This is a genomic window from Singulisphaera photorubra (assembly GCF_045290345.1).
Lineage (GTDB): Bacteria > Planctomycetota > Planctomycetia > Isosphaerales > Isosphaeraceae > Singulisphaera.
The window spans coordinates 2644950-2660909 of sequence record NZ_CP155447.1; the positions used below are offsets into that span (position 1 = coordinate 2644950).

The 15960-nt window shown below is 60.0% G+C and carries 14 protein-coding genes; 7 read left to right on the top strand and 7 right to left on the bottom strand.

Translation table 11 applies throughout. The features are described 5' to 3' along the window. Positions 1 to 272 precede the first annotated feature (272 nt). Together V5E97_RS10150 and V5E97_RS10155 are read left to right on the top strand one after the other, a co-directional pair. A complete protein-coding gene (locus V5E97_RS10150) occupies positions 273 to 656 on the top strand; it encodes an HU family DNA-binding protein (RefSeq protein ID WP_406699207.1) in 384 nt (127 codons plus the stop codon). Positions 657 to 1481: 825 nt separating this feature from the next. Then, positions 1482 to 1700: a hypothetical protein gene (locus V5E97_RS10155; protein ID WP_406699208.1), complete on the top strand. Its 219-nt coding sequence runs from the start codon at positions 1482 to 1484 to the stop codon at positions 1698 to 1700. Positions 1701 to 1808: 108 nt separating this feature from the next. On the opposite strand, the gene clpX is transcribed toward V5E97_RS10155, so the two are convergent. From clpX to V5E97_RS10175, 4 genes are all read right to left on the bottom strand, one after another. Continuing rightward, complete coding sequence (gene clpX, locus V5E97_RS10160) at positions 1809 to 3128, bottom strand: ATP-dependent Clp protease ATP-binding subunit ClpX (protein ID WP_406699209.1); 1320 nt, start codon at positions 3126 to 3128, stop codon at positions 1809 to 1811. A gap of 616 nt (positions 3129 to 3744) precedes the next feature. Then, complete coding sequence (locus V5E97_RS10165) at positions 3745 to 4230, bottom strand: hypothetical protein (RefSeq protein ID WP_406699210.1); 486 nt, start codon at positions 4228 to 4230, stop codon at positions 3745 to 3747. A 144-nt stretch (positions 4231 to 4374) separates the two neighbouring features. Next, the gene (locus V5E97_RS10170) at positions 4375 to 4668 is read right to left on the bottom strand and encodes a hypothetical protein (RefSeq protein ID WP_406699211.1); all 294 of its coding nucleotides are present in this window, start codon (positions 4666 to 4668) and stop codon (positions 4375 to 4377) included. Continuing rightward, positions 4662 to 4856, bottom strand: coding sequence for a hypothetical protein (locus tag V5E97_RS10175; protein WP_406699212.1), 195 nt, complete (start codon positions 4854 to 4856; stop codon positions 4662 to 4664). The genes V5E97_RS10170 and V5E97_RS10175 overlap by 7 nt, the downstream gene beginning before the upstream one ends. Before the next feature lie 236 nt (positions 4857 to 5092). On the opposite strand from V5E97_RS10175, the gene V5E97_RS10180 reads away from it, so the two are divergent. After that, positions 5093 to 5572, top strand: coding sequence for a hypothetical protein (locus V5E97_RS10180; RefSeq protein WP_406699213.1), 480 nt, complete (start codon positions 5093 to 5095; stop codon positions 5570 to 5572). A 176-nt stretch (positions 5573 to 5748) separates the two neighbouring features. Here V5E97_RS10180 and V5E97_RS10185 read toward each other — a convergent pair whose 3' ends face one another. Continuing rightward, positions 5749 to 6021 carry a hypothetical protein gene (locus V5E97_RS10185; RefSeq protein ID WP_406699214.1) on the bottom strand — a complete coding sequence of 91 codons (273 nt, stop codon included), beginning with the start codon at positions 6019 to 6021 and terminating at the stop codon, positions 5749 to 5751. 524 nt (positions 6022 to 6545) lie between these two features. Here V5E97_RS10185 and V5E97_RS10190 point away from each other — a divergent pair. Together V5E97_RS10190 and V5E97_RS10195 are read left to right on the top strand one after the other, a co-directional pair. Then, positions 6546 to 9089, top strand: coding sequence for a CehA/McbA family metallohydrolase (locus V5E97_RS10190; protein WP_406699215.1), 2544 nt, complete (start codon positions 6546 to 6548; stop codon positions 9087 to 9089). A gap of 174 nt (positions 9090 to 9263) precedes the next feature. Next, entirely contained in the window at positions 9264 to 9572 is a 309-nt protein-coding gene (locus tag V5E97_RS10195; protein WP_406699216.1) for a hypothetical protein, read from the top strand. Positions 9573 to 9669: 97 nt separating this feature from the next. On the opposite strand, the gene V5E97_RS10200 is transcribed toward V5E97_RS10195, so the two are convergent. Both V5E97_RS10200 and V5E97_RS10205 read right to left on the bottom strand, forming a co-directional pair. After that, a complete protein-coding gene (locus tag V5E97_RS10200; RefSeq protein ID WP_406699217.1) occupies positions 9670 to 10899 on the bottom strand; it encodes a polysaccharide pyruvyl transferase family protein in 1230 nt (409 codons plus the stop codon). Positions 10900 to 11169: 270 nt separating this feature from the next. Next, positions 11170 to 11469 (bottom strand): hypothetical protein, encoded by a 300-nt coding sequence (locus V5E97_RS10205; RefSeq protein ID WP_406699218.1) that lies wholly within the window; start codon positions 11467 to 11469, stop codon positions 11170 to 11172. A 741-nt stretch (positions 11470 to 12210) separates the two neighbouring features. Between V5E97_RS10205 and V5E97_RS10210 the strand changes: the two genes are divergently transcribed. Next, a complete protein-coding gene (locus tag V5E97_RS10210; RefSeq protein ID WP_406699219.1) occupies positions 12211 to 13818 on the top strand; it encodes a type II secretion system protein in 1608 nt (535 codons plus the stop codon). A gap of 777 nt (positions 13819 to 14595) precedes the next feature. After that, the gene (locus V5E97_RS10215; protein ID WP_406699220.1) at positions 14596 to 15903 is read left to right on the top strand and encodes a prepilin-type N-terminal cleavage/methylation domain-containing protein; all 1308 of its coding nucleotides are present in this window, start codon (positions 14596 to 14598) and stop codon (positions 15901 to 15903) included. Positions 15904 to 15960 lie beyond the last annotated feature (57 nt).

Genomic DNA, 15960 nt, shown 5'->3' on the forward strand with positions numbered 1-15960 from the left:
CTCCTGGCGAACCGGGGCATGCTCGGGAGTTGACACGAGCGAGGAGGTCACGATTCTCCTCGCGCTGCATCGTGGTGAACTGACGACGGATTCGCCCTTTTTTCTCTCCGAGCCCCGGACCGGAGAACGCGGTTCGTGAATCGAGAAGACAAGAGGTATAGAATCGACGAATTGGATCCGGCCCTCGTCTGTTTTCTTGACATTACTCCAAGGCAGCATTACTCTTGAGCCAAGCCAATCTCCAGATCCGGGCCCCATAGGGAATCCCCAACGTGACGAAGAAAGAAATCGTCAGAATGATTTCCGAGGAAATGGGGCTGACCCAACTCCAGACCAAGGACATCGTCCAGCGCACCCTCGACGAGATCACGCGCACGCTGGTCGCTGAGGGACGGATCGAACTGCGGAACTTCGGGGTCTTTGAGATCAAGCGGCACGCTCCGCGAAAGGCCCGCAACCCGAGGACCGGTGAAAAGGTCGACATCCCCGCCAAGAATGTCGTGACATTCAAGCCGGGGAAGGAGATGGAGGAGCAGGTCCGCAAGATCGACCTGAAATCACTGCCGGAACCTGCGGCTGAGCCCGATCCCGAGCCTGCGACGGAGGAGAGCGACGGCGAGAACGAGGAAGTGAAATCATTCCCCAGACTCGCCTGAAGTCTTCCGTGCCCCAACACACAATCTCTTCTTGATTGACGACGCTTCTTCCGCGTCGAGGGCTCCACTTACTGCCCGTGGAGATTGCCCTACGTAGGACGCTGCCAGGGCCTGAGACACCTTCGTTCGCTCGCCAAGAGCGGTCTTGCCCTGAGGCGGCCCACCTCCGAGTTCGTTGCGGATCGAAGTCGGCTCCTGCACCTGCAGTGGTTTACCTCTGGCTGCGCACGCGACCGCCTCATCATGGCGTTGCCAATTCGCGTGCGGGATGCTCGCATCAGAGTCGCCGAGCCCCCGCCTGGAGAGCGCTGTAAGCGGCTGCGCGATTCTTGTTCTGGCCTGCACTCGAGCGGTTTACCTTGGGGTTGCGTCCAGAACAGACCCTCTCTGTCGGTTTCTTCGCTGTGTGCAACTGATTCGCGGACCGCTCCAGGATGGTCCATCGCCCATCAGGTTTCGCCACGAGGGCGATAGATCCCCCGCTTACCGCTCCCCAAGCCTTTTCTCCTCCTCAAACAGGCCATGGTGGGCCGAGGGGCATCCGGCAAGACCTCTGCCCTGACAGTCCCCTGGACCCTTCTTAACATGCACGTCCCCGAGCTTGGCGGGCGGTGAAGAGAACTGCGGCAGGCTGCGTCTCTAGGGTGCCGAAAGCTTGCCGAGGTCCGGGCTCTCGGAGAATAGGGCGTCAGTCCGGAAGCCAAGAGTGGCGTCAAATCGGACTCATATGCCACGTCTTTTTTATTGGTTATCGATTTTTTGGACAGAATTGGTTATTATTGGGTCTTGTGCCGCACGACTTTACGACCATTGAAAAATCTAGGCATGGCCAAACAAATGAACCCTAAACACTATCATACGCCGATCACCGCAAATCCGCCCCGCAAACGCTGCCCGATTTGCCACCAATCCGTCTACTCCCTCGCGGGCATCCATCCACAGTGTGCGATGCTTCAAGCCGATCCGCCGAGGCCGAGAGCCAAGAAGCCCGACTCCGCTGAGCCGGTCGCGGTTGCGGTCGTTGAGACGGTCGTCGTCGACTGACAGAAGACGTGTTCGTTTGAGATAAATCAAAAAACATGAGAGGGCGGCTCGGGCCGCCGTAGGGCGGCCCGAGCCGATCCGATTGCTCGGAGGCCGCCCTTTCGGGGTTCAGGCGGCTGCGTGGGCGAACGGGCTTTCTTCCCCGCGGACCACCTTCTCGGTGATGATGTAGGTGTGCCCTTCAGGGTGCTCGGGCAGTTCGAACATGATGTCGAGCATCATGCGTTCGAGGATGGACCGCAGCGCTCGTGCCCCTGTCCCTCGTGCCTTGGCCTGACGGGCAATTTCCCGCACGGCCTCGTCGGTGAACTCGAGCTTGGCTTTGTCGTGGTGGAAGAGAACCTGGTATTGCTTCAGGATGGCATCCTTCGGCTCGGTCAGGATCCGCGCGAGATCATCGACCGAGAGCTGGTTCAGGCTGCTGATAACGGGTAACCGGCCCACCAGTTCGGGGATCATGCCGAACCGTTCGAGGTCTTCGGGAGTCACCTGGACCATCAGTTCGTTACGCTCGAATTCGGCGTCCTGACCGGCGGCGTGGCCGAAGCCGATCATCTTCCGCCCGAGCCGCTTGCCGATGATCTCTTCCAGGCCCCCGAACGTTCCGCCGCAGATGAAGAGGATGTTCGAGGTATCGACCTGAAGATACTGCTGCTCGGGGTGTTTGCGCCCTCCCTGGGGAGGAACGTTGGCGATCGTTCCTTCGAGCAGTTTCAAGAGTGCCTGCTGCACCCCTTCGCCCGAGACGTCGCGGGTGATCGAGACGTTTTGCGAGGTTTTGCCGATCTTGTCGATTTCGTCGATATAGATGATTCCTCGCTCGGCCAGCGGAACGTCGAACTCCGCCTCACGGACGAGCTTCAGGATGAGGTTCTCGACATCCTCGCCGACGTACCCGGCTTCGGTCAGCGTGGTGGCGTCGCCAATGGCGAAGGGGACTTTGAGTCGACGGGCCAGGGTTTGTGCCAGGGCCGTTTTGCCGCAGCCGGTCGGGCCGATCAGGAGGACGTTGCTCTTGGCGACTTCCACGTCCTTCAACGCGGGATCGTCGATCTGTCGGGTGGAGGACAGAAGTCGCTTGTAATGATTGACGACGGCGACCGCCAGGGTCTTCTTGACCCGATCCTGGCCGATGATATACGTGTCAAGGTGGGCGACGAGCTCGCGGGGGGTAGGCAGTTCCCCATCCAGGGCATGCTTCTGTTCGTGCTTGGAGAAGATCGAGTCGCAGGCCGTGACGCATTGACCGCAAACGTGCGACGGCATGCTCCGAACCCCGGTCGAGACCAGGGCATTCCCCTCGACCATGGGACCGACTTCGGTCGTCGCCCGGCCGCAGAAGTCGCAAAATGTCGGCGGAGCCCCTTCTTGACCCTGTCCTCGCCCGATTCCCTGTCCTTGGTCCTGGCCGCCATTCTCTTGCGTCATGGTTCCCTTCCAGCGAAGCCGCGAGGCCGGTAATGAAGTCCCCGCCCGTCGCAGAGGAATTCCTAACTATCTGTCAACTAGGATAAACCGGCGAGCCTGGAAATCCCAGACATCCTCCGCCCGAGTCGGTCGACTCTCCGATTTCGAACTTCGGGTGGAATACCGTTTCCCGCAAATTCGAACAAAATCCTTCGAAGCCTATTTTCGGCTGGGAAGGAGACTGTCTTCATTGCTTCATTGACCGGAGTCGACCCGATCTTCCTAATGCAGACCATTCGGTGATCGGTTTCCCGATAATGCGAGATCAGGCGCACGATTCAGCCGAAGAGTTTCTGGGCGGTCGACCGGAGTTTCCGGTTGACCACATTTCTGGATCAATACGCTCGATTGTGACCGATCGCGTGTTCCATCACAACACGATAGTCGATCCGTAAGTTTGCTTTGATCGAGCGAAGCCGGTCCTGACCCTGCCTCGACCGTGTGATGAGCGGCACGTCGTAGTGTGGCGGAGCCCGACGGATTCGCTGGGCGCTGATGATTAGGAGGAGGAAAGGTCGGAAGTCTCTCCGCCTTTCCCATTTGGGATTACCGACGCCATGCCTCCTGGCCTCGGCTCTCAGACCCGGGCCATCGCCTGCCGCCTCGCTTCCACCACGCGCTGTCGCTCCGACGCCGCCAGGTCAGCCCAGCGCTGTTGGCGGATTTCCGACTGCGAAGTTCCGGTTCGAGGGCGGCGTCCGTTCCTCTCCGCTTCCTCGCGGATGGCCAGCAAATTCTCAGCGACCTGCTCAGGCGAGAGCTTGGTGCGGCAAGACGCGTCGGGAGCTGCGACGCGAGGGGAGTCCGTGAAACGTCGGTTTCGGCCGGTGTCGGCTTTGGACGGTCTCCGCCCCACCTTGCCTGGTTCGAAGCCCAGGGATCTCGCCTTCTGATGCCGAAGTTCTCTCGCGCGACAGGTGGCGCAAAGCATTCCGGCTTGTCCGAACCGCTCGCCTCGATAACGGACGAACTGGCCGCCGCTGCGTTTCGAGCCCTCGGTCGTTCCGCAGCATGCGCAGGGAACGGCGGGCGCTGCTGCGGTAGTGAGGTGGTCAGCCAGCATGGGAACCTCCTCTCGGTGGATGATGAACAAGGAGAAAACGTCCCTCACCTTCAAGGGTCAGCCACCCCAGACATGGGCAACTGAGGGGGAACTGCTTTCGGAAAAACAGGTTTCGCCTTTGATGCTCCCGTTCGGAATTCGGCCTCATGACGACGAGTACACCTCCCCAGCAGCGAACCGTCGCCGGGCCCCCAACATCCAGTGGAGTCCCCCTTCCGAGTCGGCTGCCACTCCCCGCCCATCGCGGAAGACAAGTCGCCGCCCGGGCGCGAACTCATGGAGCGCGTTGACAAGATCGCGATGGGCGACCAGGTGCCCGTGGCGGGCTGCGACGGCGATGGCGGAGTCCCGATCCGGGACGAGTGCTCGCACCTGCGAGAGCGTGTTCTGATGGGCGGCAATCATATCGAGAAGAATGAGTGTTTCGAGACTTAGCATGATGCCGCCTCCTCTCGTTCCCGACGCTTCAACCGCTCCATGATCCGGATCAGGACCAAGGGACGCATAAAACAGGAGACGCAACGGTCTTTCAGACCGGCGGGGATGGCGACCCCCTCAATCACCTTGCCGCATCGGTCGCAACGCGGGCCGATGACCAGCGACGTCCTCTTCGGCTTGCTCGACATGACCGGCTCCTTTCCCCACGCCCACCATGACACCGACGAACGAACGACCTCAAGAGATCGCGGAAATCCACGGACCGTTTGTCATTAATTAAAGGAATTGTTGCAATTCTTGACCCAAGGCATCCTAGTCCCTCTCCGGAAGGAGTCAAGCAGCATATTTAACGGAATTGTTGGAATAATCTCAGGCTGGGGAGGGCCACTGGACCTCGCGTGGCGGAATTGCAACAATAGTGCCAATGGCGAAAGATCACGGTCTCAAGATCTACTTTCGGACGACGCCGAAGTTGCGGGGGTTTTATAACCGCCTGACGGGGGCGCTTCGCGCCACGGACGAGCTCTCGTCCAAGAAGGGATACACGTCCAACGACGCGATCATCAATGCGCTCCTACTCTGGGCTGCGGACCGGGATCCTGATGATCTGGCGCGGGAACTTGCCCCTCACATCGCGCACTTCGAGGAAATCTGGGACGAAGTTTTAGCCTCCCAGTCAACTCCTGAGCCCCCCGAGCCCAAGCCAGTCGCCTCGACCGGGTCGAGCGAGGATCCCCAGTGGGTGACCGGAAGCATTCGCCAACGTACCGATGGTGACAATGCCCAGCTCACCCGAAAGAATCGCCAGTCACGCGACGACGTGAGCACCAAACCGAAGGAAACTCAGGGCGAATCGGAGCCGGCGAAGCGGAAAGGGGGACGCAAGGGGAAGTCGTCCCCTTGACCGTTGGTCCGCCGGTCGAATCGTGTGCCACGCAAAGTTTGCCTCCTCGGAACGCTCTGGCTTACCGAGCCGTCAGGTTCATGTCAGTGACCGCAATCGGGCTGTTTTTCCGATGGCAGCCTGGTGAGGAATCTGGGAAATCGGGCAATTGCCGACGTGAAGAACCTTCCGCCTGTTTATTCAAGGCCGACCGCCAGGACAAACGGGCCGATCGCGAAGGCCTCCAGCTTTTTTGTCTCGTGCTCGGCCGCCCATTGGACCCAGCGGTTGCGTGTCCCCCAGATGAGTTCGATGACGACGATCTCGTCGGTCAATCGATTCCGCTTGACCACCTCGACCCGGAACCAGAGAGGGATTCGGCACCGGACTCGCACTTTGTCGAGCGGGGCGGGCGCTGGGGATGGCGAGGAAGGAGGCGGAGGGGGAGGTGGGTTGAGGGTGACGATCATACTCGGGGCTCCGACACCTACGTATGGACAGGACCGAATCTGCGAAATCGTTCTCCGCTCGATTGAGCGTTTATGTTGACCTCTCAGGCGTCCCTGGCCGTCTGAATCATCACATCCCTAACCTCTGAATCCGGATGCTCCTGGTCCGCGTTCTGGACTACGCCCTTGTTTGCGAGCTTCACCCGAGCTCCGATTCTCTCCCAGACAGCCCCTTCTCAGATGGGTGCGACACGGGGTGTTAGTGTTATTGCGTACACTTACTATGAAGGGTTTCATGCGACTTGTCAATTGTGCTGTCGCTGGAATTCCGAACGGCCCTTCAACCCCTCATTATTTCGCTTCGGAACGCCATACCGGATGCGGGTGTTCCGTGGCCCATATTGAGGTTTCATCAGGAATTCACTATCAGTCAGCCCTGGTCTTCGAGTAAGACAACGACCGTCTGAGGACACTGTTGGCTCACCGCGACTTGGTCTTGCAACGAAGTTCGGGGGCGTCGATGACCACCTTTGGAGGAACCGGGGATGAGTGCTGTTATGTATCGAAAGCTCCTTGCACCTGTTTTGCTGGCGACCCTCGCCCTGCAGGCGCAGGGGGCGGACCTGGTCGCGCTTTCGCCGCAGACCATCGATAGGTTTCTCCCGCAGGGCAAGGAGGTGGATGGCATCTTCGGCGACTTCGCGCTGGCCAACGACCAGCTCGTTGCGGTGATCGCTCAGCCCAAGCGGGGCCGGAACGCCAACATGGGCGTTCGCGAAGTCGGCGGCTCGCTCATCGACCTGACGCGCCGCGATCTCCAGAGCGACCAGCTTTCGGCCTTTTATCCCGGGGCGCAGCTTCGTGAGCTCAAGTTCGCCGGGATCGAGGTGGAAGCTCCGAAAGTGTACGAGGCCGCCGAGCTCGATCGAGTCTTCGTGCAGGCTCGTCGCGTCACGCTCAAGCTCGTTGCGACGCCCAGGGAGAAGGAGCCCGACGTTGAGGTGTCGTATACCCTCGAGGACGGCTGGCCTTCGGTGTTGGTGACCACCACGTTCTCGAACCGAGGGGCCACGCCGATCGATGCCGACCTGCTCGACGCGATCCGGGCCGATCACTCCTTCGAGTCGAGCCCCGAGGCCCCGGCCCCCTTGTTTTGGGCGTATGACAAGTATTTCGGCCAAGCCTACGGGGTGGTCGCCGAAGGGCATGAAATCCTGGCCGCCAACGCCAGGCGACTGCTCCTCCGCTATCGTGATCAAGACGGCAAGACCACCGTCCGGATCGCCCCCGGCGCGAGCTATCGCTTTGCCCGACGGGTCATCCCTGGCGCGAACCTTTTCGATGTCCGTCACGTCGCCAACCAACTGGCCGGGTCGAAAGATCGTCCCGTTCGCCTCACGGTGAAAGACGAAGCAGGCCGCCCTGTGGCCGCGGCCGATGTCGCACTCGCTCTGAGTGGCAAGCCGTACGCCTGGGGACGCACCGACGACAAGGGAGAGGTCCTGCTGACTGCCACCCAGGAACCGGGCGAATTGACGGTCTCGGCCCTCGGGCATGGCTCAAAAAAGGTCACGCTCGCTCCGGATTCCCCCGAGTCGCTCGTGGTCGAAATGCCCGCGGCCGCAACCGTCGTGGCCCGGATCACCGACGCTGACGGACAGGCCATCCCTTGCAAGGTTCAGTTCATCGGCCGCGACGAGACGAAGAGTCCCGACTTCGGCCCGGACAGCGGCGAGCACGCGGTCAAGAATGCCTACTATAGCCATGACGGTCGCTTTCGCCGTGATCTGGAACCGGGATCCTATGACGTGATCGTCAGCTATGGGCCCGAACACGACGCAGTCTTCACCAAGCTTGAGGCCAAGCGCGGTCAGGAGACGCTCCTGGAGGCAAAACTGGTCCGATCCGTGAAGACCGACGGTTGGATCAGCTCGGATTTTCACAGTCATTCCAGCCCCTCCGGCGACAATACGGGGAGTCAGTTCGGCCGCGTGCTCAACCTCCTCTGTGAGCAAATCGATTTCGCCCCCTGCACCGAACATAATCGCCTCTCGACCTACGAACCCCACCTCAAGCGGCTCGGCGCTGAGCGGCGGATGGCCACGTGCGTCGGGATGGAGCTGACCGGCCTTCCGCTCCCCTTGAATCACCAGAATGCCTTCCCTTTGATTCTCAGACCCTACACTCAGGACAATGGCGGACCGACGACCGACACGGATCCCGAGATCCAGATCGAGCGGCTGGCCCTCTGGGATGGAGGGAGCGACAAGCTCGTTCAGGCCAACCACCCTGACATGGGCTGGATGTTCCACGACCGCAACGGCGATGGCACGGTCGACACCGGATTCGCAGCCATGCGCGGGAAGATGGATGTGGTTGAGGTTCATCCGCTTGCGACGATCTTCGGCGAACCGACCGATCGAGCTGGCGGCGTCACTCGGAATAACCGGGTTGTCAACTGGCTCCAGTTGCTGAACCAGGGCCTACGTATCCCGGGCACGGTCAACACCGACGCACACTACAACTTTCACGGGTCGGGATTTCTGAGAAACTACTTGCGGAGTCCGACGGACGACCCGGCCGAGATCCGAACGCTCGACATCGTTCATACCGCCGAGCGCGGGAATTTGGTCATGACGAGCGGACCATTCCTCGAAGTGGAACTTCTCGCGGGGGGAAGCTCGGGCACGGCAGCGATCCCCGGGAACGACCTCTCCGCCCCTGGCGGCGAAGCGACGCTGAAGGTCCGGGTCCAGTGCCCGAACTGGTTTGACGTCGATCGCGTTCAAGTCTTCCTCAACGGCCGCCCTTCCGAAACGTTGAACTTCACACGTGAGAATTCCACAGGCCGGTTCTCTGAGCAGGTCATGAAATTCGACCAGGAGATTCCGCTTCGGCTGGAACGCGATACCCACGTCGTCGTCGCCGCCATCGGCGAGAAGTCGACGCTTGGACCGGTCATGGGGCCGACCCATGCGAAGGACAAGCCGGTGGCTGTCTCGAACCCGATCTTCGTGGACGTCGACGGCGGCGGCTTCAAGCCCAACGGCGACCTCCTGGGTGGGTTGCCGGTCAAGGCAGGTCGCTGAGCGCCTGCCACAAATCCTTGACCGGGCGGGCCGAAGGAGTTCGGCCTGCCCAGGTCTCTCTCAAAAGGGGAATTGTAAAGGTGGCCACCGCCTGCCGTTTTCATGTCCCAGCGGTGGACTGGCGTCGGTGGTATGACTCCTCGACAGTGAACCAAAAAAGGGGAAGGCGATACCATGGCGACTGAGAACGATCGACGCAGTTTTTTGAGTGTGTTGGGCGCCGGGGCCTCGGGCATGGTTCTCGCGTCAGCCGCCGGAGAAACCCAGGCGGTCGATGAACCTGGGAACGGCCAGGTCTTCAAGGGCACATCGAAGAAAGGCGACATCAAGGAAGCGCTCGATGCCGCGATCCAGGCTGCGATGGACTCCGCCCGCGGCAACGACCGGCAGGTCAGGTGGACGCTCAAGAGCCTGTCCGGAGTGAACGGGGGCATCGTCGGAGCGCACGAAGTCACGGTCACCATCGAGGCGGCGATCCTCTGACCGCTTGAGTGGCCAACTCGTTCCTGAATTCAAGGCGAGCGGAAGTTGCCTCTCTGGGACAGCGGGCAGGGCGGCCGCGGTCCCAGTGGGGCTTCTTTCATCTGGCCGTGGCGACGGCGTCCGTCATCGCGCGGCCGCGGGTTGCGATGAATTCGCGAGCCTTGGTGATCTTGGCCTTGGTTTTCTCGGATTCACGAACGAGGTCCAGCAGGCGAAGCGAAATCTCTTCTCCCTTGGCGGCCTCGATCTCAAAAAGCCAGTCGCCCAACCCCACATCGCGCCACATTTGTCCCTTGCGAGTATCCGTGGGCTGGCGGACGTGGATGGCCGGGGTGCCGTTGGCGATGGCGATGATGGGGGAGTGCATCTCGCAACTGACGACGGCGGCGGCCCGCGCGTAGGTTGAGGCGGCCTCGTCCGTCAGCCAGTAGCCCGGGCGGACGACGACGTGCGGCTTCACATCCTCGGGGAGTCGATCGAAGAGCAGGGGGCGGAGCAGTTCAACCTGGTACGTCATCTCCGGACAGAGCAGGGCCTTGTTTCCCGTGGTCCGCACCCAGCCGATGATGGCGGCCCGGAGCTTGGCGTGGTCCGACTCGGCGTGAGTCTCGTTCACGGCTTCCCGTTTCGCCACTTCATCGGGCTGAACGCTCTTGCGGATCTTCCAGTAGGGCGTATAGCGCAGTCGCGGGACGAAGCAGGCGAACTTCCCTGGTTCCAGCGCGTGTTCGCGAAGGAAGGCGTCGGCCTTCGAGTCGTCGCGGAGGTCGAGGAAGAACGTCGCGTCCGGCCCGAATTCCCTGTGCGGGCAAGGATTCTTGCTGGCGTCGAGGGCTTGCAGCGAGTCGGTGTCACGGCAGAAGACGAACCTTGCGTCGGCGAGCAGGTCGCGTCTGTTCTTGATCTCCGCATCATTGAGCGTGATGCCGCCAATGACGTACGGCTTACCCGTCTTTCGCCATCTGGCGATGTCGGCCGCGGCGACGAAGCCAGGCCCCGACCCGTGCAGGCAGGTGTCGCACTCCTCAATCGCCGCGTTCTTCTCGGCGGCCGACTTGGCGATCCGGAGTTTGGGAAACCGAGCCCGGAGCATCTCCTCCACACCGTTATCAATCGACGACGGCCAGAGCGTGACCTCTGCCTCGGGCAAGTGCGTTTCGAGCAGGGTGAGCATCCCCGGCGTATGGGCGATGTCGCCGATGTTAATCGTCTGCCACGAGGAGCGAAGCAGGATCCGTCTGGATTTCCCAGGCGCCGCGCCGGCGAGGGAAACCACGGCGGCGCCCGTGGTGGCAAGGAACTGACGGCGTGAGAGTCGATGACTCATGCGCGTGGCATCCTCTAACAGAGGCTTATTCAGGGGCGTGATCCGTACCCATTGATCGCCGGGCAAGTCGCGCGAGCGAACGAGCGAGACACTGCGAACGCCTACTTGTGTTGTTCATGCTCATTCAGGAATGAGCCAACTTATCGTCTCGCGTGTGATTCTCGTTGCTGTGTCGAACGGTCGCACTCGGGACTCGACGACCCATCCTGTCACACCCGCCACGCTCTGTAAACCGACCCGAAGCCAGGTTGTGTCGTGCTTCCGTTCCGATCAAGTCACGTTCGGAAGGTGGTTCATTTCCTCGAACCCTGCGATCCGCCGGATGTCGGCGAAGATCGCCATGATCGCCAGGTTGCGAGCCGAGCAGACGTCGGGGTCGATCTCGGCCTCCTTGCCAAACTCGACTCGAGTCGTGGCGCCTATCTTGGGAACGGTGACGCGGAGGAGCGTCGCGTAGACCTTGAGTCGTTCGGTCTGCGCATCGTAAACGTCCGGGAGGTCGTCATCGAGCGATCCGTCTTCGTCATCGACGAGTTCATCGTCGGCATCGAGCGCAGGGTCGGTCGTCATCCGCTTGGTCTCCAAAGGGCCGGGCTGAGAGACGGATTGTCAAATGATCGCAGCGCGGATTGGTCAAGCCGTTACGGAACGGGCCGACCGATTTTCGAGAGAAGATTAGCTTGGTTGCGCCGATGTCTCACGAGAGAACCAATGGCGGTCAACGCGAGTATCTAGTTGCGCAAGCCCTGTGAATATAATGGGTTGCAACAGTTTGTCTCGGTCGCGAGAGATCGGGTCGGCGTCGTTGGGCATGTCTGGCAGCCGCACTTACGACGTCCGACGAGCCGAGCATTCTTGTTATTCAGGATGACGTCCGGTCACAATTCCCTGGGGTCGTCCGTAGGACTATCCAGGCAATCTCTTTTCCTGCGCTGGCGGAGTACGGTATACTGGCGCATGCACGCAGATTAACCCTAATGAACACAATGGCTTTCGTCGGTTTGTGAGTCTTTCATCGCCACGGGTCGAGGCCTGTGGAGAAACGCTCACGCGGACGGATTCGGGAATGTCGGGATCGGTGGGTGGGGATTCTCCTTCGTCCGAGTCACGACGTTTACGATGGCCCTGGGTTCAAGATCATCCTTTCATTCTCCATTCCGGGATCTGACATCAGATTTTCGCCTGTGAAGCCGCCGCCAATCAACTTCATCAGGCGGAGGATCCGGTCGAAAGAGTGTCCCGGCGAGTGCATCAAGCCAGACGAGACTGTTCAGCGAATCCGGCTACCCCTAGTCGAATGAGGACCGAACCATGAGACGTCGCGGGTTTACGCTCATCGAACTCCTGATCGTCATGGTGATCATCGGGATCCTCATCGCCTTCATCCTCAAGGCCGCCATGGGGGGCGTCCGTCGCGCTGAGGAGAAAGCGACTATCGCTTTGGTCGCCAAGCTCGAGCAGGCGATGAACGACCGAGTGGACGCGCTGACGACCTACCGAGCTGATCCGACGCTCGCCCACCGTGGCCTAGCCGCCCTTTACAGCGCTGGGAGCTCAGCCATCGAAGACGTCCAGCGGGCCCAGGCAATCGCTCAATTCGATTTTATCCGAGCCCAGCTGCCGGACGTCTTCGCGTACGATCAAAATAACGACAACTATCCCTTGAACTTCGCAGGCAATAGGTACGGCCCGGCTACCACGCCCCCTGACCTCGCGTACCAGCTTCCACTTGGCAATAGTCAGCCCACTGGCAGCGGCGGGTCGTGGGATGGGACTGCGGCGAATTTCTCACCAGGGACTGGAATATACGGCGCGTCCTACGAGATCGCGGCCGGGATCTACAAGCAACTTGGCTACGGCCCCAAAGGCTACGACGGGAGCGACAATAACAACAACGGGCTGGTCGACGAACGCGCGGAAGGCAATCTCGGCTTGACACCTGCTGAGGTTACCCAGATCGACAACAGGCTCCGACTCCACAGGCACAAGACAGCTCGCAGTGAGATGCTATATGCGATCCTCGTCGAAGGCGGCGGGGTCTACGGCAGCTCGTTCGATAAGGACGATTTCACCAGCAAAGAAGTCCAGGATACTGACGGCGATGGCCTGTTGGAGTTCGTGGACGCCTGGGGCGAGCCGCTTCAGTTCTATCGCTCGCCGATTCTCTACCGCTCGGATGTTCAGAAGGGCTTTCCTGACGTCGCCAAGCTCACCTTGGATCTTGCGAACGGGAACAGGCCTGGCCCCTATATGGGCGCCTACGACTCGCGCGAACAAAACCCGCTGGATCCGAATCAGACGTTGTTGGCTCCTGCGTGGTGGGGATCTCGATTCAATAATGCGGTTCCTGTAGGAATCGGGGCTGCCAGCGGGGCGATCAGCGGAGGTGCGATGACATTCATGGATCATTTCGGGCCATGCCTGGTTGACCCCATCGCACTGAACGTTGGCTCGCCCAACGCTACAACCTTTTGGGATCGTTCGTCCGCTCCTAACCCCCCTGCAACCGGGCCTATCTTCGCTCGTCGCGCGTACTACAGTCGATTCCTCATCGTTTCAGGGGGACCAGACAAGGAGGTTGGAATCGCACGGTTGTACGACCCCAAAGACAAGGTGCCGGCGATCTATTCCGCCCTCGACGATCGCGCGAGCATTGAAACGCCCACGGGGGTCGTCAACGGGCCTGGGGCGTTGACAGGAAATGCCCGCGACGCCAGCGGGGCGGCCGTTCCGATCTCGGTGCCCGCTCTGTTACTCGAGAGTCAGGGCGGCAAGGTCGACCTGAACCGTGGTGCTCTCGGGAGACTGAACACGTTCAGCGCGAATGGCCGGAACGATACCAACTCGCAGCTCGAATACTACAGCCAGGACGACATCACGAGCCAGACTCTTCAGTCGATTGGCGGCCCACTTCAGTAATCGCCCCGGCTTCGAGATCGCAAAGATCGCCGTTCTGGTGACTGAACTTTCTCCTCTGCCCCCTCACCGAGGGGGCAGAGGAGATTTTGCATTTACAGCTTGACGATGCAAGGCTTTGCGGTCGAACCTCTCGCAGCCGTCCACTTTCGACAGCCAGACGATCCTACCACTCCACTCCCCTTTCACGCCGTCAGGTCAGATTGCCCCTTTGCTTTGAGTCTGGAACACGTCCCCGCTCCCTACCGCGTTCGCGGCTCCTATCCCTTGTCGTTCGCGCATTGGTCATCTGACGACCCGAAGCCCCACTGACGGCCGGATGACTGCGCCTCAAGAGACGCCGGTTCAAATCGCCAATAACCACATCCCAGCTTGTGCTGTGCTTGAACGGGTGCAGTCTGCGGTCGACGCTCCGGCTCATCGCTACGCTGATGGGCTTGCGTCTTGTCATCGGGCGGAAAGTGCCATTCTGTTCGCGAAGTGTCCCCCCCAGCGTGTTGAGCAAAATCAACGCGATACGGAAAATTGGATTAACATTTGAGTCAGGCATACGTTCTGATGATGATCATGCGGTGTGATTTGCGGAAACAGAACGTGATGAAATTAAAGGCAGCACGATGAACGGGATCTGCCGTTACGTCGGTTCTCTGTCGTGAAACGTCCTCGCGGCGAGAGGAATCGAAGGATTGGCGAATCAGCCGAAAAGTCGGGCCGTGGGAATCATCGCCTGTTTCCAAGCGAGTCGGCGTCTTATCGAACTTGAATCGAGAGGACCGGACCATGGTACGTCGCGGGTTCACGCTGATTGAGTTGATCATTGTGATTGTGATTATTGGAATCCTTATGGCATTGATCCTCCGTGCCGCGATGGGTGGTGTCCGCCGCGCAGAGGAGAAGGCGACCATCGCCCTGATCGCCAAGTTGGAAACTGCAATGACGGACCGGGTCGACGCGCTGACGAACTACCGGGCCGAACCGACTCCGGCGCATTACACCATGGCCGCACTTCATCATCGTGGTTCAAAGCGGATTGAGTGCGTCGAACGTGCCCAGGTCATTGCTCAATTTGACTACCTTCGGTCTGTGTTTCCCGATGTATTCTTTGTCAGATCCACGGCGGTAGCCATCCCGGGGTTTTACCCGGTGAACTTCGCATGCGCTGCGTTTGGTGTTGCCGGCAATGCAACAGATTACATGTTGCCGCTCGGAGCCAATGCAGGAGGAATCCCGGTCAGAGGAATGTATGGCGCTGCGTTCGAAGTGTCCGCCGGTATATACAAACAGCTTGGCTACTGCCCCAAGGGTTACGATGGTAGTGATAATAATGGAGACGGGTATATCGATGATATGTTTGAAGGAGCAATGGATTTGTCTGTGGCCGAAGTCGTGGTCATCAGAGAGAGACTCGCGAGACACAAGCACAAAACCGCCCGAAGTGAGATGCTTTACGCAATCCTGGTTGAGGGGGGCGGACTGTCTGGAGCCAGTTTCGGCCCAAACGATTTCACGAGCAAGGAGGTCCAGGATACTGATGGGGATGGTTTGCTTGAGTTCGTCGATGCTTGGGGGGAACCACTCCAGTATTATCGCTGGCCGATCTTGTTCCGCTCGGATACCCAGAAAGGGTTTCCAGATCTAGCCAAACTAACAGACGATGTCGCCGCTGGTCGAACGCCAGGGCCCTACTCAAGCGTCTATGAATCGCGTGAGCAAAACCCGTTGGATCCCAATCAAACCTTATTGGCCCCCGCATGGTGGGGGAGCAGTTTTAACAATGCGGTTCCGGCAGGCTATGGTACGGCCAGTGGTAAAATCAGCGGTGCGGCGAGATTGTTCATGGGCCACTTTATGACTTTGGTTGATCCGATAGCTACGACTGGAACGGTTGCTTCTAACATTACCTTTTGGGACCGCTCGACTGGAACCGATACCGGTTACTTCGTTCGACGGGCCTACTATAGCCGTTTTCTCATCCTCTCGGGTGGGCCGGACAAGCTTCCTGGTGTGGCACAACTTGGCGTCAACTACCGGGCCATTGATGATCGGAGTTCTTTCCCACTCGCAAGCGGCGTCATAGAGTCGGTATAGTGGCCCCCAGATTTCGGACCACTCGGTAAGTTATCATTGAGGGAGGTCTTACCGAGG